The organism is Streptomyces sp. NPDC015661 (assembly GCF_043077765.1).
Taxonomy (GTDB): domain Bacteria; phylum Actinomycetota; class Actinomycetes; order Streptomycetales; family Streptomycetaceae; genus Streptomyces.
The window spans coordinates 336,074-362,836 of the sequence record NZ_JBIBST010000001.1; the positions used below are offsets into that span (position 1 = coordinate 336,074).

Consider the following 26,763-nt stretch of genomic DNA (forward strand, 5'->3'; position numbering starts at 1 on the left):
CCGCGGATCAGACCGCCGAGCCGGCCTTCCACTCCGACCAGCTCATGTTCCAGCCGTTGAGGCCGTTGTCGGGCTTGATCGTCTTGTCGTTGGAGTTCTTGACGATCACGACGTCACCGACGATCGAGTTGTCGAAGAGCCAGGCCGCCGTCTGGTTCGGGTCGCCGGCGCCCTTGACGTCGGCGAGGCCGACGCAGCCGTGGCTGGTGTTCACGCTGCCGAAGATCGACCGCGCGCCCCAGTAGTTGCCGTGGATGAAGGTGCCGGACGTGGACAGGCGCATGGCGTGCGGCACGTCCTTGATGTCGTACTCGCCCTTGCCGTCGTCGTCGGTGAAGCCGACGGTGGCGCCGTTCATCCGGGTCTCCTTGAACTTCTCGGAGATCACCATCTGACCGTTGTAGGTGGTGTTCTCCGGGGAGCCGGCGGAGATCGGGATGGTCTTGATCGTCTTGCCGTCCTGCTTGACCGTCATGGTCTTGGTGGCGACGTCGACGGTCGAGACCTGGTTGCGGCCGATCGTGAAGGTGACGGTCTTCTGCTGGACGCCGAAGACGCCGTCCGCGCCCTCGACGCCGTCGAGGTCGAGCTTCAGCGTGACGGTCGAGCCCTCGGTCCAGTACGCGTCGGGGCGGAAGTCCAGGCGCGTCGAGTTGAACCAGTGGCCCACGACCTCCTGGCCGGAGCTGGAGGAGACCGTGATGCCGCTCTGGACGGCCTTCTTGTCGGTGATCGCCTTGTTGAAGTTGATCGAGACCGGCATGCCGACGCCGACGGTCGAGCCGTCCTCGGGCGTGAAGTTGCCGATGAAGCTGTTGGCCTGCGAGACGGTGGTGAACGAGGAGTTCTCGTGGGCCTCCAGGCCCTCCGCGTCGGTGGCGGTGGCGGCGATCTTGTAGACCGTGGCCCGCTTGAGCTGCTCGCTCGGCTTCCAGCTGAGCCCGTCGGCCGCTATGTCACCCTTGACGGAGGCGCCCTCGGCGGAGGTCATGGTGACCTCGGTGAGCTTGCCCTCGGCCACGGTGACCTTGGCGTCGTTGTTGATGGAGGCGTTCTGCGCGCCGTTCTTCGGCGAGATGGTGATCTGCGCCTTGGAGGTCTTCTGCGCGGCCGCCTCGTCGACCTGGGCCTGTGACTGCGGCGTCGCGGAACCGGAGGCGCTGCCGCCCTTGTCCCCGTCGTTGCACGCCGAGAGCACGAGTACGCCACCGAGCACCGCGGCCGCGGCCGCCAGGCTCCTGCGGCGCTTGCCGACCGTCATCACACGCTTCTCCATCGTCGCCGGTTCCCTGCCAACTTCTTCTATGAACGCCATGACACCCTGTCCGGTTCCGTGACCGGAGGGTTTGTGGGGAACACCACTGATCCACACGCACGGGCGGAGCGTCCGGTTCCCGGTGCCGTTCCGGCGTCACGGAAAGGCCCCGGGACGGCGTCCCGGGGCCTTCGAACCGGTCTGGTGCCGGCCCTACCGCTGGTCGTCGTCTTCCTCGGCACCATCTTCCTCGCCGAGGTCCCACTCCAGCGCATCGGGGTCGTAATCGATCTCCTCGCTGGACCAGGAGGCCTGGACCATCTCGATGCCGGGGACGTCACGGATCAGGTCGAAGGGCTCGACGAGGTAGGCGAGCGCCTCGGCGCTGTCCTCGCGGGCGGCCTCGCGGGCGTGCACCCGCTCCTCCTCGGGCATGAACTCGTCGCCGTCGATCCGGGCCTCGGCGGCCTCGGTCAGTTCGGCCGGTCCGTCGATCTCCAGGACGACATCGACGCGAAGGCGGACATAGCGTGTGGTCTCAGATGTGCTCATGGGTCGGAGCGTAGGGGTCCCGGGGCCCTCGGCTTTCCCGCGACCCGCTGTGTTCCGTAGCATCGGCGCACCAGCCAATTCGCGGTTTCCGCAAGGGGGATCGAAATTTCCGTGTCCGCCGCCCGACGCCCACTGCTGACCGCCACCGCCGCGGGGACGCTGCTGTGCGCCCTGTGGTTCGTGCCGTCCGCGAACGCCTCCGACGAGCAGGGCGGGGTGCGCATCGGGGTGACCCAGGACGCTCCCCTCCTGGACGACGGGCACCTGGCCGAGACAGGGGGCCGGGACAACACCGGGTATCTGCTCGGCGGGACGGGTTTCCTGGGGGTCGGGGCGGGTTTCGTGGCGCTCGCGATGCGACGCCGGGGCCGCGCTTCCTGATCCCGTACGCACGCGCCTCGTACGCACGCGTCCCGTACGGACACGTCTCGTACGGACACGTCTCGTACGGACGCGTCCCGTCACACGCGAAGGGCCGCCCCCGGATGCCGGGGGCGGCCCTTTCCCGCTTCTCGCGAATCGTTACGCCAGCGGGCCGGTGACCGGCTCCACGGCCGCGACCAGCTTCCCTTCGCGTACGAAGGCGTCGGCGGCGGCCAGGTCGGGGGCGAGGAACCGGTCCGGGCCCGGGCCCTCGACACCGGCCGCGCGCAGGGCGTCGATGACGGCCTGCGAGGCGGGCGCCGGGGTCAGGCCCTCGCGGAGCTCGACGCCCCGGGTGGCGGCGTACAGCTCGACCGCGATGACGCGGTTGAGGTTGCCGATCGCGGTGCGCAGCTTGCGGGCGGCGGACCAGCCCATGGAGACGTGGTCCTCCTGCATCGCGGAGGACGGGATGGAGTCGGCGGAGGCCGGGACGGCGAGCCGCTTCATCTCGCTGACCAGGGCGGCCTGCGTGTACTGGGCGATCATCAGGCCCGAGTCGACACCGGCGTCGTCCGCGAGGAACGGCGGGAGGCCGTGCGAGCGGTTCTTGTCGAGGAGCCGGTCGGTGCGGCGCTCGGCGATGGAGCCGAGGTCGGCGGCGGCGATCGCGAGGAAGTCGAGGACGTACGCGACGGGGGCGCCGTGGAAGTTGCCGTTGGAGCGGACCTCTCCGCTCGGGAGGACCACCGGGTTGTCGACGGCGGCGGCGAGCTCGCGCTCGGCGACGAGGCGGGCGTGGGCCATGGTGTCGCGGCCGGCGCCGGCGACCTGCGGGGCGCAGCGCACCGAGTAGGCGTCCTGGACGCGGGGGGCCTCGCCGGCCTGGGCGTGGCCGGTGAGGCCGGAGCCCTTGAGGACGGCCAGCATGTTGGCGGCGGAGGCGGCCTGGCCGGGGTGCGGGCGGATGGCGTGCAGCTCGGGCTCGAGGACCTTCTCGGTGCCGAGGAGGGCTTCGAGGGAGAGCGCGGCGGTGATGTCGGCCGACTTGTAGAGGGTGTCGAGGTCGGCGAGGGCCATGACCAGCATGCCGAGCATGCCGTCGGTGCCGTTGAGGAGGGCGAGGCCCTCCTTCTCCTTGAGCTCGACGGGCGCGATGCCGGCGGCGGCGAGGAGCTCGCCGGCGGGCTTGACGACGCCGTCGGGGCCTTCGGCGTCCCCCTCGCCCATGAGCGCGAGGGCGCAGTGGGAGAGCGGGGCGAGGTCGCCGGAGCAGCCGAGGGAGCCGTACTCGTGGACGACCGGGGTGATGCCGGCGTTGAGGACGTCGGCCATGGTCTGGGCGACCTCGGGGCGGACGCCGGTGTGCCCGGAGGCGACGGTCTTCAGACGGAGGAACATCAGGGCGCGCACGACCTCGCGCTCGACGCGCGGGCCCATGCCGGCGGCGTGCGAGCGGACGATGTTGCGCTGGAGCTGGGCGCGGAGCTCGTGGCTGATGTGACGGGTGGCGAGGGCACCGAATCCGGTGGAGACCCCGTAGACGGGCTCGGGCTTGGCGGCGAGCGCGTCGACGATGTCACGGGCGGCGGCGAGGGCGCGCACGGCCTCGGTCGACAGCTCGACGCGGGCGCCGTGGCGGGCGACGTCGATGACGTCCTGCGGGGTCGTGCCGGACGTGCCGAGGACGACTGTCTGCATATCCATATTCAGCACCCTACGGATTGAAGACCGACATGTCACTAGGTGAATTCGTCACTGCCCCGAGACGGGATGGCCCCTTACCGCGTACGACCGCGCGCCGCCGGGCTTCCAGTCTGCCGCGCCGGGGCGCCGGCGGCGCAGGGGACGGCGCCGGACGGGCGGCGCAGGCACGGGCAGGGGACGGCGCCGAACGGGCGCAGGGGAGGACGACGGACGGGCGGCGCACCCGGACGTAGGGGGCGCCGCCCGGCCGGCCGTCGGTCACCACGGTTCGGGCAGGCCCTCCCCCGTGGCGATCAGGCTGCGCAGGCTGCCGTTGACGTAGTGCAGCCAGGCCGTGGAGCAGGCACCGAAGCACTCGACGTCCGGCACCAGGCCGACATGGGTGAACCGCAGCTCGGTGCCGCCGTCCACGGGCACGATGTCGAACACGATCTCGCTGCCGGTCCACTCCTCCGGCTCCGAGACGAAGGACAGATGACTGTCCGTGACCCGCCAGACCATGCGGCGGCCCGGCTCGAACGCGACCACGCGCTGGACGCTGTGGTGCTGGGGCGGGTGCCGGTAGGTGAACTCGGCACCCAGCCCGTCGGCGCTCCCCTCGATCTGCCCCGTCCACCAGGCGGGAACGTCCTGAACGGCGGCGAAGACCTCGTCCGGCGACTGCGCGACGGTGTACGACGTCGAGTAGCCGCGCTCGCCGGCACTCGCACCACGACCGCTCGTCGATTCCTGTGCGCTCATGACTGATCGACTCCTTGCTTCTTCGCGTCGGAGGCTTGCTGGATGCGCTCGGAGATCCGCTTGATCCGCCGCAGGCGGGCGTCCCAGGCCGCGCCGACGGCGGACAGCTGGGCGACGGCGCGGGCGAACTGGGCCTCGTCCACCTCGTACCGCCGCTCGCGCCCCGCCGGTGACACGCGCACCAGGCCGACGCGGTCGAGCACGCCCAGGTGCTTGGCGACCGCCTGCCGGGTGACGGGCAGCCGCTCGCTGAGGGTGGTCGACGTACCGCCCCCGTGGGTGAGGAGCAGGTCGAGTATCCGGCGGCGGGTCGGATCGCCGACCGCGGACCAGAGGTCGTCGTCGATGGCGGCGCTCATGGCCGTACACCCACCTTGGCGGCGTACGAGACGAGGCGCGGGAGGAAGTGGTCCCAGCCGCGCACATGGTCGAGGTAGGCGTCCTCCAGCACGGCGGCCTCCCACCCGCGCTCACGGAACCCGGTCTCCTTGAAGCGCACCAGGGTGCCGTCGCCGGAGGGGACGAGGTCGAAGGCCACCAGGTACGAGTTCGTGTCGGTGGCCGGGGCCTCGTCGTACGCCCAGCGGAACACGAACCGGCGGGGCGGGTCGGCCTCCACGACGGTGACCGGCGCGGTCCCCTTGCCGTCGAAGGTGATCACGCCGGTGCCACCGGGGACCGGGTCCAGCTCGGCCTCGTCCGGCCACCACTCCCGCAGGTGCTCGGGGGAGCTGATCACCTCGTAGACGACCTCGGGAGCGGCGTCGATGCGGAGCTCGCGCTCGATGCTTCCGTACTCCATGGGATACCCCTAGTCTCACGCAACCAACGGTTGCACATCACCATACCCGGCACTCCACACTCACGCAACCTTTAGTTGCGCAAACCGGGCCTGGGGGCGCGGCGAGGGAAGGCAGCGGTGGCATGATCCGGCCCATGGATCAGCTCCCGTACTGCATCGCATGGTTGTCACAGTGGCGTGGCGAAATCACGGACGCGGTGGGCTCCCTGCTCTCGACCTTCGAGGAGACCTACGGCTATGAGCCGGGCAGGAACGAGGTCCGGCTCGCCGGCCGGGAGGACTGCCGGGCCGCCCGTGACTTCAGCGAGGAGGTCCTGGGATTCGAGGATCTGCTGACGTTCTACGAGGAGATCGCCGAAGTGGTGCTGCCCGATGTGGGCAACGGCTGCTTCGTCCACTCGGCGCGCGAGGTCCTGGACCGGCTCGCGCAGGAGGGGCCCGTCTTCCTTCCGGAAGCCGATGACCCCCAGGGGATGGTGATCGCTTCGAACGGCGGGGGCCTCCTGTACGTCGCCGACTGGGGCGGCGCGGTCCACCGCTCCCGGACCGCGTCCCTGCAGGACGCGGAGTTCGACAAGGTCGCCGACAGCCTGCCGGAGTTCCTCGACCACATCCGTCACCACGTCGTCCGCTTCGTGGAGACGGGCGCGACCGGCGACCTGTAGGGACGACCGGCTGCGGCCGCCGGACCCGTCCGGAACGGCCTCCCGGGAGGCGTCCTCGCCGACAACCAGCGCGCCATCCGCTCCTACCGGAAGAACGGCTTCGGCTCCGTCGGCTCCTTCACCGGGGCGGACGGCGCGCGGTCGCTCGACCTGGTCCTGGACCTCGATTCGCCGCGCGGGTAGTGACGGCCCCGCTCAGGCGCCGGAGACGGAGATCGTGCCCTGGGCGATCGCGCAGAGCGTCTCGGCGCCGTCGGAGTCCACCATGAACAGCTCGCAACGGCAGACGACCCGGCTGCGGCCGGGTCGTACGACCTCGGCGCGGGCCCGGAGCGTCTCGCCACGGGCCGGACGCAGGTAGTCGATGGTGAACCCGGCGGTGAGCAGCCCGGCACCGGCGACGGTTCCGGCGGCGAAGGTGAGCGCGTTGTCGGCGGCGTAACTGAGGACACCGCCGTGGAGGAAGCCGTTCTGCTGGCGCAGTTCGTCGCGGGCGTCGAGCTCCAGGACGGCGACCCCGTCCCCGAAGGCCGTCAGCCGGGCGCCCAGGTAGACGCTGAAGGGCTGCGCGGCCAGCACCTTCCGGGCGAGTTCCAGATCAGGGGCGCTGGGGTTCATCCGACCTCACTTCACTAGGGTTGTCCGGTCCATGATCCCCACTCGGGGGCTTGGACCAGCCCCTCGAAAGGGAACCACCGTGGGCGTCGAAATAGAACTGCACGCCGGCCGGCCCGTCCTGAACTGGGACCGGTCCAGGCCGACGCTGATCCGGGGGTCGTACGAGCACGGCGACGCGCTGGCCGCCGTGCTGCTCGGCGTGGACGTCCAGCGTCAGGGCAGCCTCGGGCTCGTGGATCCGTACGGAAACACGATGTTCAACGAGCAACAGGCGCACGCCTCGCTGCGGGACGTGCCCGGCCTGTTGCAGCAGTGCTCCGGCCCGGCACAGACGGCGGCCGTCCTCGACCTCGAAGGGCTGCTGCGGTCCTGCTCGGAGACCCCCGGCAGCTACCTGTGGTTCGTCGGCGACTGATCGTCCGACGGTTTCGCGGAGTGACGCGCGGCAAGGCCTGATCGGGCCCTGCCGTCACGCGAAGCCCCGCACGAGGAGCGTCCCGGTGCGCCTGCCGGCCGGGGGCGCGATGACGTCGGCCGTCACGTGCGCGAACCCGGCCCGTTCGAGAAGGTCCGCCCACGTCTCCGCCTCGTAGTCCCAGCGCTTCACGTAGAGCGGCTCCGCACCCTTCTCCGGCGGCTGCATCTGCGACGCCTGGGGGCCGTAACAACCGGCCAGGGCAGGCGGGTTGCGGGAGAACGCGTACACACCCCCGGGCTCCAGACGGACCACGGCCCCGACGGCATCCAGGCGGCCACCGCGACACAGCCGCCACCGCCGGAGATGAACCACTCCGGCATCTGGCTGTCCCGGTACGAGTTCTTCAGCTCTTCCCGCAACGAGACGTTCGAAGGCAGGCACTACGTCGTACTGCTCCAGCACGGCAGCAGGCTGACCGGCCAGAGCCTGCCGGGGGCATCCGGCAATCCGGACAGCCCTCTCAGCCTCGACCTGACCATCGACCGCAATGTCGTCACCGGGTCCTGGATCGAACAGACCGCAATCGAGGGCCACTACCAGGGAGCCCGTCACCACGGCGCGCTCCAGATGCTGGTGGAGCCGACCGGTCGCCGCATGGCGGGCAAGTGGGTCGGGTTCGGAAAGGACTTCGACGTCAACACCGGGCCGTGGGAGCTGAGGCTCATGGACACCTCCACCTCGAAGGCGACGCTCCAGCAATACAGCCGGGCACCGGAGCAACAATCCCGCTGATGTCCGGCCGGACATATTCAGAAGGGCAGGCCGGCGCATCACTCGTAAGAGGGCACTTCGTCCGGCATGTCGGGCTGGACATGGTTCGCACTGTACGTTCGCAACAAGGCGGCCCTCGCCGATGGTTGGCGCCATCGGCGAGGGCCTGAACCACCCGTGGAAGGCACTAGTTCCACCGTGATCTATCGGCACTTTAACGCGCCCCTGCGCGCCTTCACCCAGTTCTCCCACGAGATCATCCGGCACCCCCGGCTCAACTCCGACGCCGTCCGGCTGCTGACCTGGCAGCTCTCCCTCCCCCGGGGTGCGCGCGAGTCGCTCTCCAAGTCAGCCGAACGGGCCGGGATCGGGGCATGTGCCTTCACCCGCGCCAAGCGACAGCTCAAGGAAGAAGGGTTCGTGCACGAGCGGCGGGTCCAGGTGGCCGGTGGGCTCTGGGTGACCCAACAGCTCGTCACCAGCACGCCGTTGAGCAGCGAACAAGCCGTCAAGGTGCTCGCCGGGATCCCCGCCCCGACCAGCCACGACACCACGTCTCCGCAGGTCGCACCGAGCCCCCGGAAACCGGCCGCCGGTGATCCGACGGCCCCGTCGACCGGCGGTCATCCAGAGAAAGACCGCCCGGAGAACACCTCCAACCTTCCGGCCCCGAAGGCCCCGGACCCCGCCGTGGACGTGTCTCCTCACCTCGAAGACGCCCGCGCCCTCATCGGCACCCTCCACCTCCTCTCCCCCGCCCTCCGCCGCATCCCGCCCGGCATGCGCGACGAACTCGCCCGCCTCGCCGCCCGCTGGCTCGACGCCGGACACGCCCCCACCGACGTACACGCACACCTCCTGCGCGGCCTGCCCGGCGACGGAACGCCCGTACACCGGCCCGGCGGGCTCGTGCGGTACCTGCTCCGGGACGTACCGCCCCGGGCCCTGCCCCAGCCCGCGCCCGCCGCGAAACGGCTGTCCGTGCGACTCGAAGGCACACGGGAGTGCGCGGGTGGCGGGCACTCCCAGACCATGCTGTTCCGGCCCGTCGGCGACGAGACCCTGTGCGGCTCCTGCGTGTGACCCAGGCCACATGCGACTTCTGTCAGGAATCGGGGCGCTGTCCCGCTCAAGTCAGCGGAAGCAAGCGAACCGACAGGAGCGAGACATGAAGCACCGCATCGTCGTCCTCGGTGCCGGCTACGCCGGGGCGTACGTGGCCGGGACCCTGGCCCGCCGGCTGTCCCCCTCGGACACCGAGATCACCGTGGTCAACGCCGAGCCGGACTTCGTCCAGCGGCTGCGGCTGCACCAGCTCGCGGCCGGCCAGGAGATCGAGGCTCCGCGGCTCGCCGAGGTCTTCGCGGACACGGCGATCCGGCTGCGCCGGGCCCGTGTCACCGCCGTGGACCCCGAGCGCCGGGTGGTCGCCGTGGCCGATGCCGACGGCGGCGGCGAGCTCGGCTACGACACGCTCCTCTACGCGCTCGGCAGCCACGTCGCCGACCACGGCGTCCCCGGCGTGGCGGAGTACGCCTTCGACGTCGCCGCCCGGCCCTCCGCGCTGCGCCTGCGCGAGCGCCTGGACAGCCTGGACGGGCGGGGCGAAGACCGGAGCGTGCTGATCGTCGGCGACGGGTTGACCGGCATCGAGACCGCCACCGAGATCGCCGAATCCCGGCCCGGCCTGTCGGTGACGCTGGTCGCCCGCGGAGAGCTGGGCGCCTCGCTCTCCACCGGAGCCCGCACCCATCTGCGCGCGACCTGCGACCGGCTGGGCATCACCGTGCTGGAGCACACCAGCGTCGAGGCCGTCGAAGCGACGCGGGTGCTGTGCGCCGACGGCACCGTCCTGGCGTCCGACGCGACGGTGTGGACGGCCGGGTTCGCGGTCGGCCCCCTCGCCGCCGTGAGCGGCCTCGGGGTCACCGAGGACGGCCGGATCGTCGTGGATCGCACCATGCGGTCGGTCTCGCACCCCGACGTCTACGCCGCCGGCGACAGCGCCTACGCCATCGGCGACAACGGCCTGCCGCTGCCGATGTCCTGCGCTTCGGCCGGCTACACCGGCCGGCAGGCCACGAACGCGATCCTGGGACGCCTCACCGGCAGCAGGATCGCGAACACGAAGCTGGAGTACGTGGGCAACCACATCAGCCTCGGACGGCGGGACGGAATCCTGCAGATGGTCGACCGCGAAGGGCGGGCGAAGCCGAAGTACACGGGCGGCCGCAAGGCCGCGCGGATCAAGGCGGGCATCGTGAGGATGTCGCTGTGGGCCACCTCGCACCCGACCTTCGGCCTGCCCCAGCGCAAGCACCGGCTGGCCCCCGCCGCCTCGGACGTGTCCCCCGCCGAGAAGACGGTCGCGTAGCCGCGTCGCCCTGGCCGTCGCGGCCATCCCCTCTCCCGCCCACCGCAGGAAACCGCATCCTTAGGGTGGTCCACATGGACAGCGCCGCCACCGATCACTTCGACACCGATCACTTCGACACCGGTCGGTTCGAGGCCGGCCGCCACCGGATGGCCTCGCTGGCGTACCGGCTCCTGGGCTCCGCCACCGACGCCGAAGACGCCGTGCAGGATGCCTTCCTCCAGTGGCAGGCCGCCGACCGGCAGCGCATCAAGGTGCCGGAAGCATGGCTGGCCAAGGTCGTCACCAACCTGTGCCTCGACCGGCTCCGCTCGGCACAGGCCCGCCGCGAACGCACCGCAGGCGCCTGGCTGCCCGAACCACTCCTCGACGGCGACCCGATGCTCGGCCCGGCCGACACGTTCGAGCAGCGCGAATCGGTCTCCCTGGCGCTGCTCACGCTCATGGAGCGCCTGTCACCCGTCGAACGGGCCGTCTACGTCCTGCGCGAGGCGTTCTCCTACAGCCACGCCGAGATCGCCGAGATCCTCGACATCACCGAGTCCACGAGCCAGCAACACCTCCACCGCGCCCGGCGCCGCATCACCGCCGCCCGCAGGGGCGGCGCCGAAGTCGACCCCGCGTCGGCCCGCAGGATCGTCGAGGAATTCCTCGCCGCCGCCACCTCCGGCCGCACCGAAAGGCTGGTGGCGCTGCTCACCGACGACGCGACGGCGATCTCCGACGGCGCCGGCGGCCTGGCCAGGACGCTGCTGCGGTTCGACACGCCGCAGCGCATCGCCGCCGTCGTACGGGCCGGCTTCAAGTCGACCGACGCGAAGCGGCGACTGGCCGGCGGCACGCCCGCCCTCCACTACGCGCTCGTCAACGGCGCCCCCGCCATCCTCTTCGTGCTCGGCGACCAGGTCGTCGGCTCCACGATGTTCGACATCAGCGACGGCAGGATCGCAACCCTGCGCGGCATCGCCGCCCCCCAGCGCCTCGCCCGTCTCACCGAGGCCTGGCGGCAGAGCGAACCGGACGCGCCGCTCATCACCCAGTGGTGACTCCCGAACCGAAACGACCAGTCAGAGACCCTTCGGCGGCTCCGTCGGCGGCTCCGTCGGCGGTGCGGGCACCGTCGGGGCGTCGCGGAAGCGGCGCCGGTCCCGGGCCCCGGGGGGTGCGTCGGCGAGGCGGATGACCGTGCCGTCGCGGCCCGCCACGACCGGCTTCGAGGAGCGGTCCGCCTTGGCCTGGTACTGGGCGGCGTCCGCGAGGCGGAAGAGGCGCCGGGCCGACTTCAGGGGGCCGATGGGGTCGCCGGTGGACGCGACGCCGCAGGCCACGCCCTCACCGAGCTCCAGCTCCGCCGCCCGTACGCACAGCTCCTCGGCGACCGCGACGACCTCGTCCGCCGTCGGGCCGACGGTGAGCAGGCAGAACTCGTCGCCGCCGAGGCGGGCCGCGAGGGCGCCGGGGAGCATGGCTCCGCAGCGGGAGAGGACCGAGCCGAAGCGCTCCAGGAGGCGGTCGCCGACGGCGTGGCCATGGGTGTCGTTGACGCGCTTGAGGCCGTTCAGGTCGCAGACCATCAGGCTCACCACGGAGCCGTCCGCCCGGTAGCGCTCGATCGCCTCGTCCAGGCGGGTGTCGACGGCCCGCCGGTTCGCGAGGCCGGTGAGGGGGTCCGTGAAGGCGAGCTTTCTGACCTCCTCCAGGCGTTCGGCCTGTGCGATGCCCGCCGCGACGACCGCCGCGAGGACGGTCGCGAAGTCCGCGTCCTCGCGGGTGAAAGGTTTCTGCTCCGGCGGGCGGGCCACGTACAGCTCCCCCCACGCGCGCCCGTGCAGCACGATCGGGGCGACCACGCAGCAGCCGCGCCCCCGCCGCCGCAGGCCGGTCACCCGGCCCGTCGGGACGGAGTCGGCGGCGGTCTCCACCCAGGCGTCCGGCTCGCCGCCGCCCGCCCACTGCTCGTGCAGGAACTCGGTGATCTCGGGGAACTGGTGCACCGGGTACGTCTCCGAGTCCGGGAACTCCTCCTCGCCCACGGCCCGGTCCCCGGCGTTCACCAGGACCTTCAGCCGGCCGTGGTCCCGCTGCCAGACGGACAGGGCGGCGAAGCTCCCGTCGAGCCCCTCGCAGGCCCCGAGCGCCGCCGCCCGCCAGAACTCGCGCGGAGTGTGCGCCGCCGCCATCCCCTGCGCCAGTGCCACTACGGCCCGCAGCCGCACATCCTCACCCATTCCTCCAGCTTAGGGAGGTTTGATCCGTTTTCCCTACCGAGACGTCACCGTAAGTCACATTTGGTGCAAAACGGTAAGAATCAGGACCACTCGCCGGGGCAGGAGGGTCAGGAGGGGCTCACTCGCCCGGCCAGTTCGGCTTCCGCTTCTCGTTGAAGGCCGCCACACCCTCCGCCCGGTCGCCCGAGAAGGCCACCGAGCGCCAGGCCGCGTCCTCGACCTCCAGGCCCGCCCGCAGGTCCAGGCCCTGACCGAGCCGCATCGCCTTCTTCGCGGCCCGCAGGCCGACCGGCGAGTTCGCCGCGATCCGCCCGGCGAGCTCCAGGGCCGCCGTCCGCGCGTCGTCCTCCAGGAGGTCGACGAGGCCGAGCTCGCGGGCCTCGGCCGCCTCCACCCGGCGGGCCGTGAAGACCAGCTCGGCGGCGCGCGCCGCACCCACCCGGCGCGGGAGCAGCTGCGTACCGCCGCCGCCGGGGATGACGCCCACGGAGACCTCGGGGAGGCCGACGACGGCGGTCGCGTCGGCGACGATGACGTCGCAGGCGAGCGCGAGCTCGAAGCCGCCGCCGAGGGCGAAGCCGTGCACGGCGGCGACGGTCGGCATCGGCAGCTCCAGGACCCCGGTGTAGCAGGCGCGGGCGGTGGGGCGCTGCCGGACGAGCTCGGCGTCGGTGAAGGAGTTGCGCTCCTTCAGGTCGGCGCCGACGCAGAAGGCGCGGTCGTTCGACGAGGTCAGGACGGTGACGCGGACCTCGGGGTCGGCGGCGAGGGCGTCGCAGGCGGCGCCGATGGAGCGGGCCATCTCGGAGGAGACGGCGTTCATGGCCTTGGGCCGGTCGAGGACCAGCTCCGCGACGTGACCGTCCTTCCGGACCACCACGAACTCACCAAAGCGCTGCTCGGACATGACCGCACACCCTCCCGGTTCTGGCCTGTTAACGGCTGTTAACAGGCGTTCACCGGGAGATCCTAGGACGGACGGCGGCTCAGGAGCCAGGGTTCGACGACGCCGAGGCCCCGGACCGGGCGCTGCCACATGGGCTGGAGCGCGAAGCGGTACGTGGCGGCCCGGCGGCCCTCCTTCTCGGCGCGGGACGCCTCCTCGGCCGCCTCCGCCTCCGACGCGGGTGCCTCGCCGGTCCTGGTCAGCTCCTCCGCGAGGGCGCCGTCGACGAGGACGGCGTCCTTCGGAGCTATCGAGGTGAGCCGGCTGGCCAGGTTCACCGTGGTGCCGAAGACATCGCCCATCCGGGTCGTCACGGTGCCGAAGGCGATGCCGACGCGCAGCGCGGGCATCGTCTCGTCGTGGCCGAGGGTCTCGATGAGCCGGAGCGCGATCTCGGCGGCCGTGCCGGGGTCGTCGGCGCAGTACAGCACCTCGTCGCCGAGGGTCTTGATGAGCCGGCCGCCGTGCGCGGCGACGAGGTCGGCGCAGGTCGTCTCGAAGGCCTCGACGAGCTCGCCGAGCTCCTCCTCCTCCAGGCGGCGGGTGAGCCGGGTGAAGCCGACGAGGTCCGCGAAGCCGACGGCGAGCCGCCGGTCGACCATCTCCGCGTCGTCGACGGCCTGGACGACCCGCCCGGTGGCGGCGGCGAGCTGCCGGCGCCACACGTAGATCAGGAACTCCTCCAGCTCGGGCAGGAGCAGCTCGACCAGCGGGTACGTGACCTCGGTACGGGTCATGCCGGGCTCGGGCGGCTCGGTGAGGCCCTCCAGGAAGGAGTCGATCTGCCACTCGGCGAGCCGGGCGGTGGTCTGTCCGGTGGACCGGGCGACCTGCACGGCCATCGGCTCGCTCAGCAGCCCCGCCTCCACGAGGCCGGCGAGCCGCCGCAGGGCGAGGACGTCGGCCTCGGTGAGCGCCTTGGCCTGGCCGATGTCGGCGAAGCCCATGGCGCGCCAGAAGCGGGAGGCCAGCTCCATGGAGACGCCGGCGGTGCGGGCGGCCTGGAAGGGGGTGTAGCGGCGGTCCGCGCCGAGGATGAGCTGTTCCAGGCGGATGGCGAGGGGGTCGTGGCTCGGCTCGGCCGTGTGGTCGACCTCGTGATGGGGGGTGGGGTACGTCGGCGGTTCGGCTCCGCCGCCCGCGTTCGTGTCGTCGACGGTCACCGGCCGCCTCCTGCCCGTTCCCTGCCCACTTGTCCTGCCGATCTGTCGCCTTGGATCGCGGTCCACGATACGGCAGGTGTGTGCTGGCTCACGCGGGAACGGCTGCCGCCCGGGTCACCGGGTGCGGGGTGCGGGTCCACGGGGCGGCGCGGGCCCTCCGGGTGCACGGCCCGGAGGGCGCAGCGCGCGGCGGGTTCCGGTGTGCCCAGCCGTTCCTCCGCCGAGGACCGCGTCCGGGGAGGGACCCCCGGGCGGAACGATTGCCCACACCTGGGCGCGGAACTCATACCCACACCCGGTCAGGTCCGCAGGTGGACGATGTCGCCCGCTCCCACCGCCTCCGTGCCGCCGCCCTCCGTGGCGACGACCAGACGGCCGTCTCCGTCGAGGGCGACCGCCTCTCCCTCCAGCATGCGCTCGCCGGGGAGCTCGGCGCGGACGCGGCGCCCCAGGGTGGCGCAGCCGGCCGCGTAGGCGGCCTGGAGGCCGGAGACCTCGGGGTCGCCGTCGGCGCGTACCCAGTCGCCGTACCACTGGGCGAGGGAGCGCAGGACGGCCCGCAGGAGGGTGTCGCGGTCGGTGGAGACCGCGCCGGCGAGGAGGAGGGAGCCGGCCGCCGGGACGGGCAGCTCCGCCTCACGGAGGGTGACGTTGATGCCGAGGCCGACGACGATGGCGTCGGCGCCGGCGCGCTCGGCGAGGATGCCGCCGGTCTTGCGTTCCTCGCCGTTGACGGAAACCAGGACGTCGTTGGGCCACTTGAGGGAGGTGTCGACGCCGGCGGCCTTCGCGAGGCCGGTGGCGGCGGCCACTCCGGTGAGCAGCGGGAGCCAGCCCCAGCGGTGGACGGGCACGTCCGGCTTGAGGAGGACGGAGAGGAAGAGCCCGGAGCGGGCGGGCGCGGTCCAGGTGCGGTCGAGCCGGCCGCGGCCCGAGGTCTGCTCCTCGGCGACGAGGACGGCGCCTTCGGGCAGTTCGTCGGCGCGGGCGGCGAGGTCGCTGTTGGTGGAGCCGGTGGTGGTGACCACGTCGAGCGAGGTCCACAGCGCGTCGGGGAGGACGAGCGCGCGGCGCAGCGCGGGGGCGTTCAGCGGGGGCCGGTCGAGGTCGGACCAGGGTCCGCCGGAGCCTTGAGAGGACGTCATGCAAGCCAGACTAGGTGTGGCAAAGACCGCAGTGCCGAACCGTATCGGCGTCGATACGCTACGGGTCAGTAGGCCAGCAGTAGCCCATTCGTAGTCAACGAACCCCCCGTGACCAGGCAGGGAGCCGCATCCCGATGTCCGAGCCGGCAGAGCAGTACGAGATCGACATTCACACGACCGCGGGCAAGATCGCGGACCTCAAGCGCCGTATCGACGAGGCCACGCACGCCGGCTCGGAGCGCGCGGTGGAGAAGCAGCACGCCAAGGGCAAGCTGACCGCGCGCGAGCGGATCGCCCTCCTCCTGGACGAGGGCTCGTTCGTGGAGCTGGACGAGCTGGCGCGCCACCGCTCGACCAACTTCGGCCTGGAGAAGAACCGGCCGTACGGCGACGGTGTCGTCACCGGCTACGGCACGGTGGACGGCCGCCCGGTCGCCGTGTTCTCGCAGGACTTCACCGTCTTCGGCGGCGCGCTGGGCGAGACGTACGGCCAGAAGATCATCAAGGTGATGGACTTCGCGCTGAAGACGGGCTGCCCGGTCGTCGGCATCAACGACTCCGGCGGCGCCCGCATCCAGGAGGGTGTGAGCGCGCTCGGGATGTACGGCGAGATCTTCCGCCGCAACACCCACGCCTCCGGGGTGATCCCGCAGATCTCCCTGATCGTCGGCCCGTGCGCGGGCGGCGCGGTGTACTCCCCCGCGATCACCGACTTCACGGTGATGGTGGACCAGACCTCGCACATGTTCATCACGGGCCCGGACGTCATCAAGACGGTGACCGGCGAGGACGTGGGCTTCGAGGAGCTGGGCGGCGCCCGGACGCACAACGCGACCTCGGGCGTGGCGCACCACATGTCCGGTGACGAGAAGGACGCGATCGAGTACGTCAAGTCCCTGCTGTCGTACCTTCCGTCGAACAACCTCTCCGAGCCGCCGGCCTTCCCGGAGGTCGCGGAGACCGAGGTGACGGACGAGGACCGCGAGCTGGACACGCTGATCCCGGACTCGGCGAACCAGCCGTACGACATGCACAAGGTCATCGAGCACGTGCTCGACGACGGCGAGTTCCTGGAGACGCAGGCGCTGTTCGCGCCGAACATCGTGACCGGATTCGGCCGCGTCGAGGGCTTCCCGGTGGGCGTGGTCGCGAACCAGCCGATGCAGTTCGCCGGCTGCCTGGACATCAACGCCTCGGAGAAGGCCGCCAGGTTCGTCCGTACGTGCGACGCCTTCAACATCCCGGTGCTGACGTTCGTGGACGTGCCGGGCTTCCTGCCGGGCGTGGACCAGGAGTACGGCGGCATCATCCGGCGCGGCGCGAAGCTGATCTACGCGTACGCGGAGGCGACGGTCCCGCTGATCACGGTCATCACCCGCAAGGCCTTCGGCGGCGCGTACGACGTCATGGGCTCCAAGCACCTGGGCGCCGACCTGAACCTGGCGTGGCCGACGGCGCAGATCGCGGTCATGGGCGCGCAGGGCGCGGTCAACATCCTGCACCGCCGCACGATCGCCGAGGCGGAGGACCAGGAGGCCGAGCGGGCGCGGCTGATGCAGGAGTACGAGGACGCCCTGCTCAACCCGTACATCGCGGCCGAGCGCGGCTACATCGACGGGGTGATCCTGCCGTCGGACACGCGCCCGCAGATCGTGAAGGGCCTGCGTCAGCTCCGTACGAAGCGGGAATCCCTGCCTCCGAAGAAGCACGGCAACATCCCGCTCTAGCCCCTCCGGACCCTCAAGGAGCCGACATGATCAAGGTCGTACGAGGCAACCCGACTCCGGAGGAGTTGGCCGCCGCACTGGCGGTGGTTCAAGCCCGGGCCGCGGCCACGGCGGCGGCGTCCGCCGGGGACGGCGGCCCGGCGGTACCGGAGGGGTGGTCGGACCCCTCCCGTATCGCGCGGGCGGTACGGCACCGGCCGGGCCCTCGGGCCTGGGCGCGGTCGTACTGGCCCGTGTAGTCGCGGCACGAGAGAAGGCCGGACCCCGTGTGCGGGGGGTCCGGCCTTTCGCGTACCCGTCCTGCCGGCGCTCACGTACGGCGCAGGAAGAGGCCGGAGAGTACGGCTCCGGCGGCGACGATCGCGGCGTTGACGAGGACCGCGAGGCCGATGCCGTCGAGGAGCACGGGCGCGGTGGCGACGACGGCGCTCATGACCGGGGTGCCCATGGTGATGCCGATCTGCTGGGTCATGGTCGCGAGCCCGGTCGCCATGCCCTGCTCCGCGTCGGGCAGCCCCGAGGTGGCGGTGACCATGAAGCCGACGATCGCGAGCATGTTGCCCACGCCGCCGGCGAAGGTCGCGGCGAGCAGCAGCGCGAGGCCGGAGCGGTCGTCGCCGAGCCCGTAGAGGGCGAGGGTGGCGAGGGCCTGGAGGAGTCCGCCGGCCACGAGGGCGGTCCGGGCGCCGAAGCGGCCGATGAAGCGGGAGGCGGTGACCCCGCCGAGGACCGTGCCGGCGCCGAGGACGCCGAAGGAGAGTCCGGCGGCGAGCGGGGAGAAGCCCAGCACGTCCTGGAGGTACAGGGTCATCAGGAAGACCAGCGAGGTCTCGGTGACGAAGGCGACGAGCCCGGCGAGGTTGCCCCAGACGACCGTGCGGCGCTTCAGGACGTGGATCGGGACGAGGGGCGAGGCGGCCCGCCGTTCGACGAGGACGAAGGCGGCGAGGAGCGCGGCGCCGGCGGCGAGGGAGACGAGCGCGGCGGGGTGGGTCCAGCCGTGCCCGCCGGCGAGGGTCAGGCCGTGGACGAGGGCGAGGAGGCCGCCGGTGACGGTGATCGCGCCGGGCACGTCGAGGCGGGGGCGGACGGCCGGGCGGCTCTCCCGGAGGACGGCCGGGGCGACGAGGAGGACGGCGAGGGCCACCGGCACGTTCACGAGGAAGGCCCAGCGCCAGGAGAGCAGGTCGGTGAGGACGCCGCCGAGGATCGCGCCGGTGGTGAAGCCAGCGGACATGAGGGCGCCGTTCAGGCCGAGGGCCTTGGCGCGCAGCGGGCCCTCGGGGAAGGAGGAGGTGAGCAGGGCGAGCCCGGCGGGGGTGACGGCGGCGGTGGCGAGGCCCTGGGCGACGCGGGCGGCCATGAGGACCTCGGGGCCGGGAGCGAGTCCCCCGGCGAGGGAGGACGCGCCGAGGAGGGCCATGCCGCCGAGGAAGAGGCGGCGGCGTCCGATCAGGTCGGCGACGCGCCCGAAGAGGAGGGTGAATCCGGCGGCGGCGAGGGCGAAGGCGGTGGCGATCCACTGGAGGCCGCCGAGGCCGAGGCCGAGGCCCTGGCCGATGGCGGGCAGCGCGACGTTCAGGATCGAGAAGTCGACGGCCAGCATGAACTGGGCGAGGAGGAGGACGACGAGGACGAGCCGCATCCGGCCGGTCATCCGGCTTCCGGCGCGGTCCGTGGACGGGTCCGTGGGCGTGTCCGTGGACGGGTCCGTGGACGGGTCCGTGGACGGGTCCGTGGGCGTGGGGAGATCGAGGGCAACCATACGAAGGACCCCTTAATGGGAAGCCAGTTCCGTTAAGATGTCCCGTACCGTAGCAGAGTCGATGGCGCTAATGGAACAGGAGACCCGTTTGACTGAGAGCCGGCCGGCCTCGCCCGGCACCACGCGCCCCGGCGGCCGCACCGCGAAGGTCCGCAGGGCGGTCCTCGACGCCACCCTGGACGCCCTGGCCGACACCGGCTTCCACGCCCTGAACATGGACCGGATCGCCGCGAGCGCCGGCGTCGGGAAGACCACCGTGTACCGTCGCTGGAACTCCCCCGTCGGCCTGGTCACCGACCTCCTGCACGACATGGCCGAGCAGTCGCTGCCCGCCGCCGACACCGGCAGCCTCCCGGGCGACCTGCGGGCCAACGCCGAACTCGTCCGGGCCACCCTCCTGGACCCCCGGATGGGCGCCGTCTTCCGCGCGGTCATCGCCGCCGCGGCCTGCGACGAGGAGTGCGCCCGCGCCCTCGCCGGCTTCTACCGGACCCGGCTCGCGGAATGGGCCCCGGTCGTCACGAAGGGCGCGGCGCGCGGCGAGGTCCCGGCGGGGACGGACCCCGTCGAACTCCTCCGCGCCGTCTCCGCGCCGCTCTACTACCGCTTCGCGGTCACCCGCGAGGAGCTCGACGCGGCCGTCGCCGAACGCGCGGTGACGGCGGCCCTCGCGGCGGCGCGGGACGGGGTGTTCGTACGCGAATAGTCCTTTCGCGCGGGTGCGCCTGAGTATCCGTACTCAGGCGCCCCGGCCGCCCCGTCAGCAGGATCGGAGGCATGCTGTGGTCCGACCCGGAGAACGAGCCGCCGAAGTTCCTCCACGAGATGCAGGCGATGCTCCGCCGTGCCGGTGTCCTGCTCGGGATCGCGATGGTGGTCCTGATGGTCGTGGCCGGCGCACGCTGACCACGCGCGCACGTCGAGCCACGCGCGCGCGTGCGTAGGCCCCGCACTGGCTACGCTGCCCCCATGACTGCTGATCCGCGCCGTGTCGTGCTCGCCTCCGCCTCCCCCGCCCGGCTCAATCTGCTCCAGCAGGCCGGACTCGCCCCCGAGGTGATCGTGAGCGGCGTCGACGAGGACAAGGTCCACGCTCCGACCCCGGCCGAACTCGCCCTCGCCCTCGCCGAGGCGAAGGCCGCCCATGTCGCCGCCAGGCCCGAGGCGTTCGGCGCGCTCGTCATCGGCTGCGACTCGGTCCTCGAACTCGACAAGCGGGCCCTCGGCAAGCCGGCCGACGCCGAGGAGGCCACCGCCCGCTGGAAGGCGATGCGCGGCCGCGTCGGCATCCTCCAGACCGGCCACTGCGTGTACGACACCGCCGCCAAGCGCTACGAGTCGGCGACGGCCTCCACCGTGGTCCGGTTCGGCGAGCCGACGGACGAGGAGATCGCGGCGTACGTGGCGAGCGGCGAACCGCTCCACGTGGCGGGCGCCTTCACCCTGGACGGCCGCTCGGCCCCGTTCATCGACGGCATCGACGGCGACCCGGGCAATGTGATCGGCCTGTCCCTTCCGCTGCTGCGCAGGCTGCTGCGCAAGCTGGACGTCGAGATCACCGACCTCTGGGCCTGAGTCAGCCGGCGGCCGGCGCCCCCTCGGGGGCGTCGGCCTTCTCCGCGGGCTCCTTCCCGTACGCCACCAGGGTGAGGACGACGAGTCCGAGCACGGTCACCAGGAAGGCGAAGGCGGGCCAGCCGAGCAGGCCGACGGCGACCGCGCCGAGGACGCCGTGGACGACCGCGCAGCCGACGAGGAGGCCCCGGCCGAAGCGGCCCGGGCGGCGGTCGCGGACGCCGGCGACGAGGGCGACGAGGGCGCAGACGGCGAGGGCGATGCCCGAGGCGATGCCGAGCCCCCAGGTGCCGGCGACCATCGCGTCGGGGTCCATGCCGTCGAGGGACATCGACTGGGCCTCCAGGAAGCCCGCCATGACGGCGTTGATCGCGACGATGCCGGGCGCTTCGAGGAAGAGCACCGCGGCCGTCACGAGCGCTATCGGTCTGCGGGCCACCTCGGCCACCCCCTGGATTCACCTGTTACCGGCAGTACGGTCGACAGTGCGAAGGCTACTGGCCGGTAAACCCCCGGACAAGAGTTCGCACACGGCGGGCGACGGGGGACGGCGGGACGCCGGAGGGGCAAAGAATCATTGAGCCATTCGTAGGGACTCCACAAAGAAACCCGAATGGCCCCTGGTCGCTTGAACAGAGACCTGCGCCACACCTCGGAGCTACTGTGCCGTAAAGGAACCCTGCGTACCGTGGTGCGACAAGGGAATTCACGACCCGAGCAGGCCCGGGGTCACGCTCCGTGTGGGCAAGCTCACCACTGGGGACGGGTCGAAAGGCCGTGTCGGCAGTCCCTAAACTCAGCTTGTTTCAAGGAGGGAGCCATCGTGCGCAAGGTGCTCATCGCCAACCGTGGCGAAATCGCTGTCCGTGTGGCCCGGGCGTGCCGGGACGCGGGTATCGGCAGCGTGGCCGTGTACGCCGATCCGGACCGGGATGCTCTGCATGTCCGGGCGGCTGACGAGGCGTTCGCTCTGGGCGGTGACACCCCGGCCACCAGCTACCTGGACATGGCCAAGGTGCTCCAGGCCGCCAAGGACTCCGGGGCGGACGCGGTCCACCCCGGTTACGGCTTCCTTTCCGAGAACGCGGAGTTCGCCCAGGCGGTCCTGGACGCGGGTCTGACGTGGATCGGTCCGCCGCCGCACGCCATCCGCGACCTGGGTGACAAGGTCGCCGCCCGTCACATCGCGCAGCGCGCCGGTGCCCCGCTGGTCGCGGGCACCCCGGACCCGGTCTCGGGTGCGGAGGAGGTCGTGGCGTTCGCCGAGGAGCACGGGCTGCCGATCGCGATCAAGGCCGCGTTCGGTGGTGGCGGTCGCGGTCTGAAGGTCGCCCGCACCCTGGAAGAGGTCCCGGAGCTGTACGACTCCGCCGTCCGTGAGGCCGTCGCGGCCTTCGGCCGGGGCGAGTGCTTCGTCGAGCGCTACCTCGACAAGCCGCGTCACGTGGAGACCCAGTGCCTGGCCGACCAGCACGGCAACGTCGTCGTGGTCTCGACGCGTGACTGCTCGCTGCAGCGCCGCCACCAGAAGCTGGTCGAGGAGGCCCCCGCGCCGTTCCTGACCGAGGCGCAGAACGAGCAGCTGTACGCGGCGTCGAAGGCGATCCTGAAGGAGGCCGGCTACGTCGGCGCCGGCACGGTCGAGTTCCTCGTCGGCGTGGACGGCACGATCTCCTTCCTGGAGGTCAACACGCGTCTGCAGGTCGAGCACCCGGTGACCGAGGAGGTCACGGGCATCGACCTGGTCCGCGAGATGTTCCGGATCGCCGACGGCGAGGAGCTCGGCTACGGCGACCCGGAGATCCGCGGTCACTCCTTCGAGTTCCGCATCAACGGCGAGGACCCGGGCCGCAACTTCCTCCCGGCCCCCGGCACGGTCACCGTCTTCACCCCGCCGACCGGCCCCGGTGTCCGCCTGGACGCGGGCGTCGAGTCCGGCTCGGTCATCGGCCCGGCCTGGGACTCGCTCCTGGCCAAGCTGATCGTCACCGGCGCCACCCGCGAGCAGGCCCTGCAGCGCGCCGCGCGTGCGCTCGCGGAGTTCAAGGTCGAGGGCATGGCCACCGCCATCCCCTTCCACCAGGCCGTCGTCGTCGACCCCGCCTTCACCGCCGACCCGTTCCGCGTCCACACCCGGTGGATCGAGACGGAGTTCGTCAACGAGATCAAGCCCTTCGCCCCGGCCGGCGCCGAGGCGGACGAGGACGAGGCGGGCCGCGAGACGATCGTCGTCGAGGTCGGCGGCAAGCGCCTCGAGGTCTCCCTGCCGTCCTCCCTCGGCATGACCCTGGCCCGCACGGGCCTGGCGGCCGGTGCGAAGCCGAAGCGGCGCGCGGCGAAGAAGTCCGGCCCGACCGCCTCGGGCGACACCCTCGCCTCGCCGATGCAGGGCACGATCGTCAAGGTCGCGGTCGAGGAGGGCCAGGAAGTCAAGGAAGGCGACCTCATCGTCGTCCTTGAGGCCATGAAGATGGAGCAGCCCCTCAACGCGCACCGCTCCGGCACCGTCAAGGGCCTGAGCGCCGAGGTCGGCGCCTCCGTCACCTCCGGTGCCACCATCTGCGACATCAAGGACTGACCGTCGCACCCAGTACGGTACGAAGGGCCCGCAGGCAGCCGCCTGCGGGCCCTTCGTCGAGGGGAGGGGCCGCGCTCATGCGCGCCGACGCACGCCGCAACCACGAGCGACTGCTCATCGAAGCCCGCGCCGCCTTCGCGGAGCAGGGCGCGGACGCGCCGCTGGAGGAGGTCGCGCGACGGGCGGGCGTGGGGATCGGCACCCTCTACCGCCATTTCCCCACCCGGGCCGACCTGTTGAACGCGGTCTTCCAGGAAGCCCTCGCCGAACTGCTGGACCGCTCGCGGGAGCTGGCGGAGGCCGAGGTGCCGTGTGCGGCCCTGGTGGAGTGGCTGCGGGCCCTGATCGCGCACGCGGGCGAGTACCGGGGACTCGCGCATGCGCTGATGTCCGCCTCGTACGACCGGAGTTCGGCCCTGGCGCGGTGCAGCGACCCCCTGCGCGCGGCGGGCGAGCGACTGCTCGAACGGGCCCGGAAGGCGGGGCAGGTACGGGCCGATGTGTCGATCGGCGACCTGATGCAGCTGACCAACGCGATCGCGCTGGCGGCCGAACAGTGCCCGGAGGACGCGGAGCTGGCGGACCGTCTGCTCGCGCTGACGCTTCGGGGCTTGAAGGACTGAGGTGGGGCGGGAGTCGGCGTGGGACCCCTGGGGGAGGGTCCCTCGGGTGACTTCGGGGGCGGTGCGGGTCCACCGGCGGGGCGGCGGCGCGAGCCCGCCCGCTCAGCGGCGGCGCATGTCCGCGACCCGGGCCGTGCGTTCCAGCGTCTCCGCGGCCATTCCGCCACCCGGCCCGCGGAACTGACCGGCCGCCATCCGCCCGCGCTGGACGGGGAGCGGCATGTCACGGCGGGGCCGGGCGCCCGGGGGGACCTGGTCGCCGCCGGAGGGGCCGGCGGTCGCTCCCGTGCCGGCGACGGCGATCTGCACGCCCTGGTCGGCGAGGGCCTGGAGCTCGGTGGCGGCCCGCTCGTCGTGCGCCGGGGGCTCGTCGGTCACGAGGCGGGTGATGACGTCCGTCGGCACCGTCTGGAACATGGTGTCGGAGCCGAGCTTGGTGTGGTCGGCGAGGACCACGACCTCGGCCGCCGCCTGCACGAGCGCCCGGTCCACGCTCGCGGAGAGCATGTTGGACGTCGACAGGCCGCGCTCGGCGGTCAGACCGCTCCCGGAGAGGAACGCCCGGGAGACCCGGAGCCCCTGGAGCGACTGCTCGGCCCCGCTGCCCACGAGCGCGTAGTTGGAGCCGCGCAGGGTGCCGCCGGTCATGACGACCTCGACCCGGTTGGCGTGGGCGAGGGCCTGGGCGACGAGCAGGGAGTTGGTGACGACGGTCAGACCGGGCACGCGGGCGAGCCGGCGGGCCAGCTCCTGCGTGGTCGTCCCGGCGCCGACGACGATGGCCTCGCCTTCTTCGACGAGGCCGGCGGCGACGTCGGCGATGGCCGTCTTCTCCGCTGTGGCGAGATGGGATTTCTGCGGGAAGCCGGATTCTCGCGTGAATCCACCCGGCAACACCGCACCGCCGTGGCGGCGGTCGAGGAGTCCTTCTGCCTCAAGGGCCCGTACGTCTCTCCGTACGGTCACTTCAGAGGTCTGGACGACGCGGGCGAGCTCGCGGAGCGACACGGCCCCATTGGCTCGCACCATTTCGAGGATCAACTGGCGACGTTCTGCAGCGAACACGAAACTGACAGTAACGTGACCGGCCGATAGTTTTCAGCACTATGCGCCGAATTGCAGAAGATGCGCACGGACGGGGCCTCCAAGTGGTATGGGAGGCCCCGCCGTTGATCGTTCTATGTCCCCCCTTGCCGGGGGTTGTCCGAGTCGGCGAACCGTTCCCGCAGGCGGGAGCCGGGCCGGAGCGGGCCGTTACGCCTCGCCCGTCGCCTTTCGGGTGTGCAACTGCCGTGCCACTTCCGCGATCGAGCCCGACAGGGAGGGGTACACGGTGAAAGCATTTGCGATCTGTTCGACCGTCAGATTGTTGTCGACCGCGATCGAGATCGGATGGATCAGCTCGCTCGCCTTCGGCGCGACGACACAGCCGCCGACCACGATGCCGGTGCCCGGGCGGCAGAAGATCTTCACGAAGCCGTCCCGGATGCCCTGCATCTTCGCGCGGGGGTTGCGCAGCAGCGGCAGCTTGACGACCTTGGCGTCGATCTTGCCCGCGTCCACGTCGGCCTGGGTGTAGCCGACGGTGGCGATCTCCGGGTCGGTGAAGACGTTCGAGGAGACCGTCTTCAGGTTCAGCGGGGCCACCGCGTCGCCGAGGAAGTGGTACATCGCGATCCGGCCCTGCATGGCGGCGACCGAGGCGAGCGCGAAGACGCCGGTGACGTCACCGGCCGCGTAGACGCCCGGGGCGCTCGTACGGGAGACCTTGTCGGTCCAGATGTGGCCGGAGTCCTTCAGCTTGACCCCCGCCTCCTCCAGGCCCATTCCGGCCGAGTTGGGGATCGCGCCGACCGCCATCAGACAGTGGGTGCCGGAGATGACCCGGCCGTCGGCGAGGGTGACCTCGACCCGGTCGCCGACCCGCTTGGCGGACTCGGCGCGGGAGCGGGCCATGACGTTCATGCCGCGGCGCCGGAAGACGTCCTCCAGGACGGCGGCCGCGTCCGGGTCCTCGCCCGGGAGCACGCGGTCACGGCTGGAAACGAGCGTGACGCGGGAACCGAGCGCCTGGTAGGCACCGGCGAACTCGGCGCCGGTGACACCGGAACCGACCACGATGAGCTCCTCGGGGAGCTCCTTCAGGTCGTAGACCTGGGTCCAGTTCAGGATGCGCTCGCCGTCCGGCTTGGCGTCGGGCACCTCGCGCGGGTGGGCACCGGTCGCGATCAGCACCGCGTCGGCGGTCAGCGTCTCCTCGGTGCCGTCGGCGGCGGTGACGACCACCTGGCGGGAGCCGTCCACGGCCTGCCGGCCGGAGAGCCGGCCGCGGCCGCGCAGGACGCGGGCGCCGGCCCGGGTCACGGAGGCGGTGATGTCGTGGGACTGGGCGAGCGCGAGGCGCTTCACCCGTCGGTTCACCTTGCCGAGGTCCACGCCGACGACACGAGCGGCCTGCTCGATGTGCGGGGTGTCGTCCGCGACGATGATGCCCAGCTCCTCGTAGGAGGAGTCGAAGGTGGTCATCACCTCGGCGGTGGCGATCAGGGTCTTCGAGGGGACGCAGTCGGTCAGGACGGACGCGCCGCCGAGGCCGTCGCAGTCCACGACGGTCACCTCCGCGCCGAGTTGGGCGCCCACCAGGGCCGCCTCGTATCCGCCGGGTCCGCCGCCGATGATCACGATCCGGGTCACTGGGATCTACGCCTCGCGCTCTCGTTCTGCCGGGGGGTCCCCCCGCTGGGGTG

29 protein-coding genes are annotated in these 26,763 nt (G+C 71.9%); 14 read left to right on the forward strand and 15 right to left on the reverse strand.

The window, feature by feature from the left end:
* Positions 1–7: 7 nt before the first annotated feature.
* Positions 8–1,276, reverse strand: coding sequence for an Ig-like domain-containing protein (locus tag ACF07V_RS01575; RefSeq protein WP_392150880.1), 1,269 nt, complete (start codon positions 1,274–1,276; stop codon positions 8–10).
* A gap of 192 nt (positions 1,277–1,468) precedes the next feature.
* A complete protein-coding gene (locus ACF07V_RS01580; protein WP_392150881.1) occupies positions 1,469–1,807 on the reverse strand; it encodes a hypothetical protein in 339 nt (112 codons plus the stop codon).
* Positions 1,808–1,918: 111 nt separating this feature from the next.
* Here ACF07V_RS01580 and ACF07V_RS01585 point away from each other — a divergent pair, with 111 nt between their 5' ends.
* Entirely contained in the window at positions 1,919–2,188 is a 270-nt protein-coding gene (locus ACF07V_RS01585) for an LPXTG cell wall anchor domain-containing protein (protein WP_392150882.1), read from the forward strand.
* A 141-nt stretch (positions 2,189–2,329) separates the two neighbouring features.
* Here ACF07V_RS01585 and hutH read toward each other — a convergent pair whose 3' ends face one another.
* The 4 genes from hutH to ACF07V_RS01605 all read right to left on the reverse strand — a co-directional run bounded on the left by hutH (position 2,330) and on the right by ACF07V_RS01605 (position 5,420).
* Entirely contained in the window at positions 2,330–3,871 is a 1,542-nt protein-coding gene (gene hutH, locus ACF07V_RS01590; RefSeq protein WP_392151357.1) for a histidine ammonia-lyase, read from the reverse strand.
* A 264-nt stretch (positions 3,872–4,135) separates the two neighbouring features.
* The gene (locus ACF07V_RS01595; RefSeq protein ID WP_392150883.1) at positions 4,136–4,618 is read right to left on the reverse strand and encodes an SRPBCC domain-containing protein; all 483 of its coding nucleotides are present in this window, start codon (positions 4,616–4,618) and stop codon (positions 4,136–4,138) included.
* A complete protein-coding gene (locus ACF07V_RS01600) occupies positions 4,615–4,977 on the reverse strand; it encodes an ArsR/SmtB family transcription factor (protein ID WP_392150884.1) in 363 nt (120 codons plus the stop codon). The genes ACF07V_RS01595 and ACF07V_RS01600 overlap by 4 nt, the downstream gene beginning before the upstream one ends.
* On the reverse strand, positions 4,974–5,420 hold the full coding sequence (locus ACF07V_RS01605; protein ID WP_392150885.1) for an SRPBCC domain-containing protein: 447 nt from the start codon (positions 5,418–5,420) through the stop codon (positions 4,974–4,976). The genes ACF07V_RS01600 and ACF07V_RS01605 overlap by 4 nt, the downstream gene beginning before the upstream one ends.
* Before the next feature lie 134 nt (positions 5,421–5,554).
* Between ACF07V_RS01605 and ACF07V_RS01610 the strand changes: the two genes are divergently transcribed.
* On the forward strand, positions 5,555–6,085 hold the full coding sequence (locus tag ACF07V_RS01610; protein WP_392150886.1) for a hypothetical protein: 531 nt from the start codon (positions 5,555–5,557) through the stop codon (positions 6,083–6,085).
* A gap of 195 nt (positions 6,086–6,280) precedes the next feature.
* On the opposite strand, the gene ACF07V_RS01615 is transcribed toward ACF07V_RS01610, so the two are convergent.
* Positions 6,281–6,703: a PaaI family thioesterase gene (locus ACF07V_RS01615; protein ID WP_392150887.1), complete on the reverse strand. Its 423-nt coding sequence runs from the start codon at positions 6,701–6,703 to the stop codon at positions 6,281–6,283.
* A 79-nt stretch (positions 6,704–6,782) separates the two neighbouring features.
* Between ACF07V_RS01615 and ACF07V_RS01620 the strand changes: the two genes are divergently transcribed.
* From ACF07V_RS01620 to ACF07V_RS01640, 5 genes are all read left to right on the forward strand, one after another.
* Positions 6,783–7,118 (forward strand): hypothetical protein, encoded by a 336-nt coding sequence (locus ACF07V_RS01620; RefSeq protein ID WP_392150888.1) that lies wholly within the window; start codon positions 6,783–6,785, stop codon positions 7,116–7,118.
* 48 nt (positions 7,119–7,166) lie between these two features.
* Positions 7,167–7,913 (forward strand): XRE family transcriptional regulator, encoded by a 747-nt coding sequence (locus ACF07V_RS01625; protein WP_392151358.1) that lies wholly within the window; start codon positions 7,167–7,169, stop codon positions 7,911–7,913.
* A 177-nt stretch (positions 7,914–8,090) separates the two neighbouring features.
* Positions 8,091–8,975: a hypothetical protein gene (locus ACF07V_RS01630; protein ID WP_392150889.1), complete on the forward strand. Its 885-nt coding sequence runs from the start codon at positions 8,091–8,093 to the stop codon at positions 8,973–8,975.
* Between the two features lie 85 nt (positions 8,976–9,060).
* A complete protein-coding gene (locus ACF07V_RS01635; protein ID WP_392150890.1) occupies positions 9,061–10,266 on the forward strand; it encodes an NAD(P)/FAD-dependent oxidoreductase in 1,206 nt (401 codons plus the stop codon).
* 74 nt (positions 10,267–10,340) lie between these two features.
* Complete coding sequence (locus ACF07V_RS01640; RefSeq protein WP_392150891.1) at positions 10,341–11,312, forward strand: sigma-70 family RNA polymerase sigma factor; 972 nt, start codon at positions 10,341–10,343, stop codon at positions 11,310–11,312.
* 21 nt (positions 11,313–11,333) lie between these two features.
* Here the strand turns inward: ACF07V_RS01640 and ACF07V_RS01645 are convergent, their stop codons facing one another.
* The 4 genes from ACF07V_RS01645 to ACF07V_RS01660 all read right to left on the reverse strand — a co-directional run bounded on the left by ACF07V_RS01645 (position 11,334) and on the right by ACF07V_RS01660 (position 15,748).
* Positions 11,334–12,494, reverse strand: coding sequence for a diguanylate cyclase domain-containing protein (locus ACF07V_RS01645; RefSeq protein ID WP_392150892.1), 1,161 nt, complete (start codon positions 12,492–12,494; stop codon positions 11,334–11,336).
* A gap of 118 nt (positions 12,495–12,612) precedes the next feature.
* Positions 12,613–13,401, reverse strand: a complete 789-nt coding sequence (locus ACF07V_RS01650; RefSeq protein WP_351184460.1) for an enoyl-CoA hydratase-related protein — start codon at positions 13,399–13,401, stop codon at positions 12,613–12,615.
* Between the two features lie 62 nt (positions 13,402–13,463).
* Complete coding sequence (locus ACF07V_RS01655) at positions 13,464–14,603, reverse strand: adenylate/guanylate cyclase domain-containing protein (RefSeq protein WP_392150893.1); 1,140 nt, start codon at positions 14,601–14,603, stop codon at positions 13,464–13,466.
* Between the two features lie 299 nt (positions 14,604–14,902).
* On the reverse strand, positions 14,903–15,748 hold the full coding sequence (locus ACF07V_RS01660; protein ID WP_392150894.1) for a biotin--[acetyl-CoA-carboxylase] ligase: 846 nt from the start codon (positions 15,746–15,748) through the stop codon (positions 14,903–14,905).
* 134 nt (positions 15,749–15,882) lie between these two features.
* On the opposite strand from ACF07V_RS01660, the gene ACF07V_RS01665 reads away from it, so the two are divergent.
* Positions 15,883–17,475: an acyl-CoA carboxylase subunit beta gene (locus ACF07V_RS01665; RefSeq protein ID WP_392150895.1), complete on the forward strand. Its 1,593-nt coding sequence runs from the start codon at positions 15,883–15,885 to the stop codon at positions 17,473–17,475.
* A 26-nt stretch (positions 17,476–17,501) separates the two neighbouring features.
* On the forward strand, positions 17,502–17,714 hold the full coding sequence (locus ACF07V_RS01670) for an acyl-CoA carboxylase subunit epsilon (protein WP_388699724.1): 213 nt from the start codon (positions 17,502–17,504) through the stop codon (positions 17,712–17,714).
* Between the two features lie 71 nt (positions 17,715–17,785).
* On the opposite strand, the gene ACF07V_RS01675 is transcribed toward ACF07V_RS01670, so the two are convergent.
* Positions 17,786–19,240 (reverse strand): MFS transporter, encoded by a 1,455-nt coding sequence (locus tag ACF07V_RS01675; RefSeq protein ID WP_392150896.1) that lies wholly within the window; start codon positions 19,238–19,240, stop codon positions 17,786–17,788.
* A gap of 70 nt (positions 19,241–19,310) precedes the next feature.
* Here ACF07V_RS01675 and ACF07V_RS01680 point away from each other — a divergent pair, with 70 nt between their 5' ends.
* From ACF07V_RS01680 to ACF07V_RS01690, 3 genes are all read left to right on the forward strand, one after another.
* The gene (locus ACF07V_RS01680) at positions 19,311–19,946 is read left to right on the forward strand and encodes a TetR/AcrR family transcriptional regulator (RefSeq protein WP_392150897.1); all 636 of its coding nucleotides are present in this window, start codon (positions 19,311–19,313) and stop codon (positions 19,944–19,946) included.
* 71 nt (positions 19,947–20,017) lie between these two features.
* Positions 20,018–20,146, forward strand: a complete 129-nt coding sequence (mmpB, locus tag ACF07V_RS01685) for a morphogenic membrane protein MmpB (RefSeq protein ID WP_392150898.1) — start codon at positions 20,018–20,020, stop codon at positions 20,144–20,146.
* Between the two features lie 63 nt (positions 20,147–20,209).
* Entirely contained in the window at positions 20,210–20,815 is a 606-nt protein-coding gene (locus ACF07V_RS01690; protein ID WP_392150899.1) for a nucleoside triphosphate pyrophosphatase, read from the forward strand.
* Position 20,816: 1 nt separating this feature from the next.
* Here ACF07V_RS01690 and ACF07V_RS01695 read toward each other — a convergent pair whose 3' ends face one another.
* A complete protein-coding gene (locus ACF07V_RS01695; protein ID WP_392150900.1) occupies positions 20,817–21,254 on the reverse strand; it encodes a hypothetical protein in 438 nt (145 codons plus the stop codon).
* A 384-nt stretch (positions 21,255–21,638) separates the two neighbouring features.
* Here ACF07V_RS01695 and ACF07V_RS01700 point away from each other — a divergent pair, with 384 nt between their 5' ends.
* Both ACF07V_RS01700 and ACF07V_RS01705 read left to right on the forward strand, forming a co-directional pair.
* Positions 21,639–23,393, forward strand: a complete 1,755-nt coding sequence (locus ACF07V_RS01700) for an acetyl/propionyl/methylcrotonyl-CoA carboxylase subunit alpha (RefSeq protein ID WP_392150901.1) — start codon at positions 21,639–21,641, stop codon at positions 23,391–23,393.
* Positions 23,394–23,470: 77 nt separating this feature from the next.
* Positions 23,471–24,016, forward strand: coding sequence for a TetR/AcrR family transcriptional regulator (locus ACF07V_RS01705; RefSeq protein ID WP_392150902.1), 546 nt, complete (start codon positions 23,471–23,473; stop codon positions 24,014–24,016).
* Between the two features lie 102 nt (positions 24,017–24,118).
* Here ACF07V_RS01705 and ACF07V_RS01710 read toward each other — a convergent pair whose 3' ends face one another.
* Both ACF07V_RS01710 and ACF07V_RS01715 read right to left on the reverse strand, forming a co-directional pair.
* Complete coding sequence (locus tag ACF07V_RS01710) at positions 24,119–25,045, reverse strand: DeoR/GlpR family DNA-binding transcription regulator (protein WP_392150903.1); 927 nt, start codon at positions 25,043–25,045, stop codon at positions 24,119–24,121.
* 225 nt (positions 25,046–25,270) lie between these two features.
* Positions 25,271–26,710 carry an NAD(P)H-quinone dehydrogenase gene (locus ACF07V_RS01715; RefSeq protein ID WP_369146132.1) on the reverse strand — a complete coding sequence of 480 codons (1,440 nt, stop codon included), beginning with the start codon at positions 26,708–26,710 and terminating at the stop codon, positions 25,271–25,273.
* Positions 26,711–26,763 lie beyond the last annotated feature (53 nt).

Bases quoted from the DNA above. Each gene is read 5' to 3' on its own strand.
- hutH (WP_392151357.1), bottom strand. From the start codon at position 3,871: ATGCAGACAGTCGTCCTCGGCACGTCCGGCACGACCCCGCAGGACGTC.
- ACF07V_RS01575 (WP_392150880.1), bottom strand. From the start codon at position 1,276: ATGGAGAAGCGTGTGATGACGGTCGGCAAGCGCCGCAGGAGCCTGGCG.
- ACF07V_RS01645 (WP_392150892.1), bottom strand. From the start codon at position 12,494: ATGGGTGAGGATGTGCGGCTGCGGGCCGTAGTGGCACTGGCGCAGGGG.
- ACF07V_RS01660 (WP_392150894.1), bottom strand. From the start codon at position 15,748: ATGACGTCCTCTCAAGGCTCCGGCGGACCCTGGTCCGACCTCGACCGG.
- ACF07V_RS01675 (WP_392150896.1), bottom strand. From the start codon at position 19,240: ATGGTTGCCCTCGATCTCCCCACGCCCACGGACCCGTCCACGGACCCG.
- ACF07V_RS01705 (WP_392150902.1), top strand. From the start codon at position 23,471: ATGCGCGCCGACGCACGCCGCAACCACGAGCGACTGCTCATCGAAGCC.
- ACF07V_RS01665 (WP_392150895.1), top strand. From the start codon at position 15,883: ATGTCCGAGCCGGCAGAGCAGTACGAGATCGACATTCACACGACCGCG.
- mmpB (WP_392150898.1), top strand. From the start codon at position 20,018: ATGCTGTGGTCCGACCCGGAGAACGAGCCGCCGAAGTTCCTCCACGAG.
- ACF07V_RS01670 (WP_388699724.1), top strand. From the start codon at position 17,502: ATGATCAAGGTCGTACGAGGCAACCCGACTCCGGAGGAGTTGGCCGCC.
- ACF07V_RS01615 (WP_392150887.1), bottom strand. From the start codon at position 6,703: ATGAACCCCAGCGCCCCTGATCTGGAACTCGCCCGGAAGGTGCTGGCC.
- ACF07V_RS01710 (WP_392150903.1), bottom strand. From the start codon at position 25,045: ATGGTGCGAGCCAATGGGGCCGTGTCGCTCCGCGAGCTCGCCCGCGTC.
- ACF07V_RS01595 (WP_392150883.1), bottom strand. From the start codon at position 4,618: ATGAGCGCACAGGAATCGACGAGCGGTCGTGGTGCGAGTGCCGGCGAG.
- ACF07V_RS01580 (WP_392150881.1), bottom strand. From the start codon at position 1,807: ATGAGCACATCTGAGACCACACGCTATGTCCGCCTTCGCGTCGATGTC.
- ACF07V_RS01690 (WP_392150899.1), top strand. From the start codon at position 20,210: ATGACTGCTGATCCGCGCCGTGTCGTGCTCGCCTCCGCCTCCCCCGCC.
- ACF07V_RS01600 (WP_392150884.1), bottom strand. From the start codon at position 4,977: ATGAGCGCCGCCATCGACGACGACCTCTGGTCCGCGGTCGGCGATCCG.
- ACF07V_RS01610 (WP_392150886.1), top strand. From the start codon at position 5,555: ATGGATCAGCTCCCGTACTGCATCGCATGGTTGTCACAGTGGCGTGGC.
- ACF07V_RS01605 (WP_392150885.1), bottom strand. From the start codon at position 5,420: ATGGAGTACGGAAGCATCGAGCGCGAGCTCCGCATCGACGCCGCTCCC.
- ACF07V_RS01680 (WP_392150897.1), top strand. From the start codon at position 19,311: ATGGAACAGGAGACCCGTTTGACTGAGAGCCGGCCGGCCTCGCCCGGC.
- ACF07V_RS01640 (WP_392150891.1), top strand. From the start codon at position 10,341: ATGGACAGCGCCGCCACCGATCACTTCGACACCGATCACTTCGACACC.
- ACF07V_RS01635 (WP_392150890.1), top strand. From the start codon at position 9,061: ATGAAGCACCGCATCGTCGTCCTCGGTGCCGGCTACGCCGGGGCGTAC.
- ACF07V_RS01650 (WP_351184460.1), bottom strand. From the start codon at position 13,401: ATGTCCGAGCAGCGCTTTGGTGAGTTCGTGGTGGTCCGGAAGGACGGT.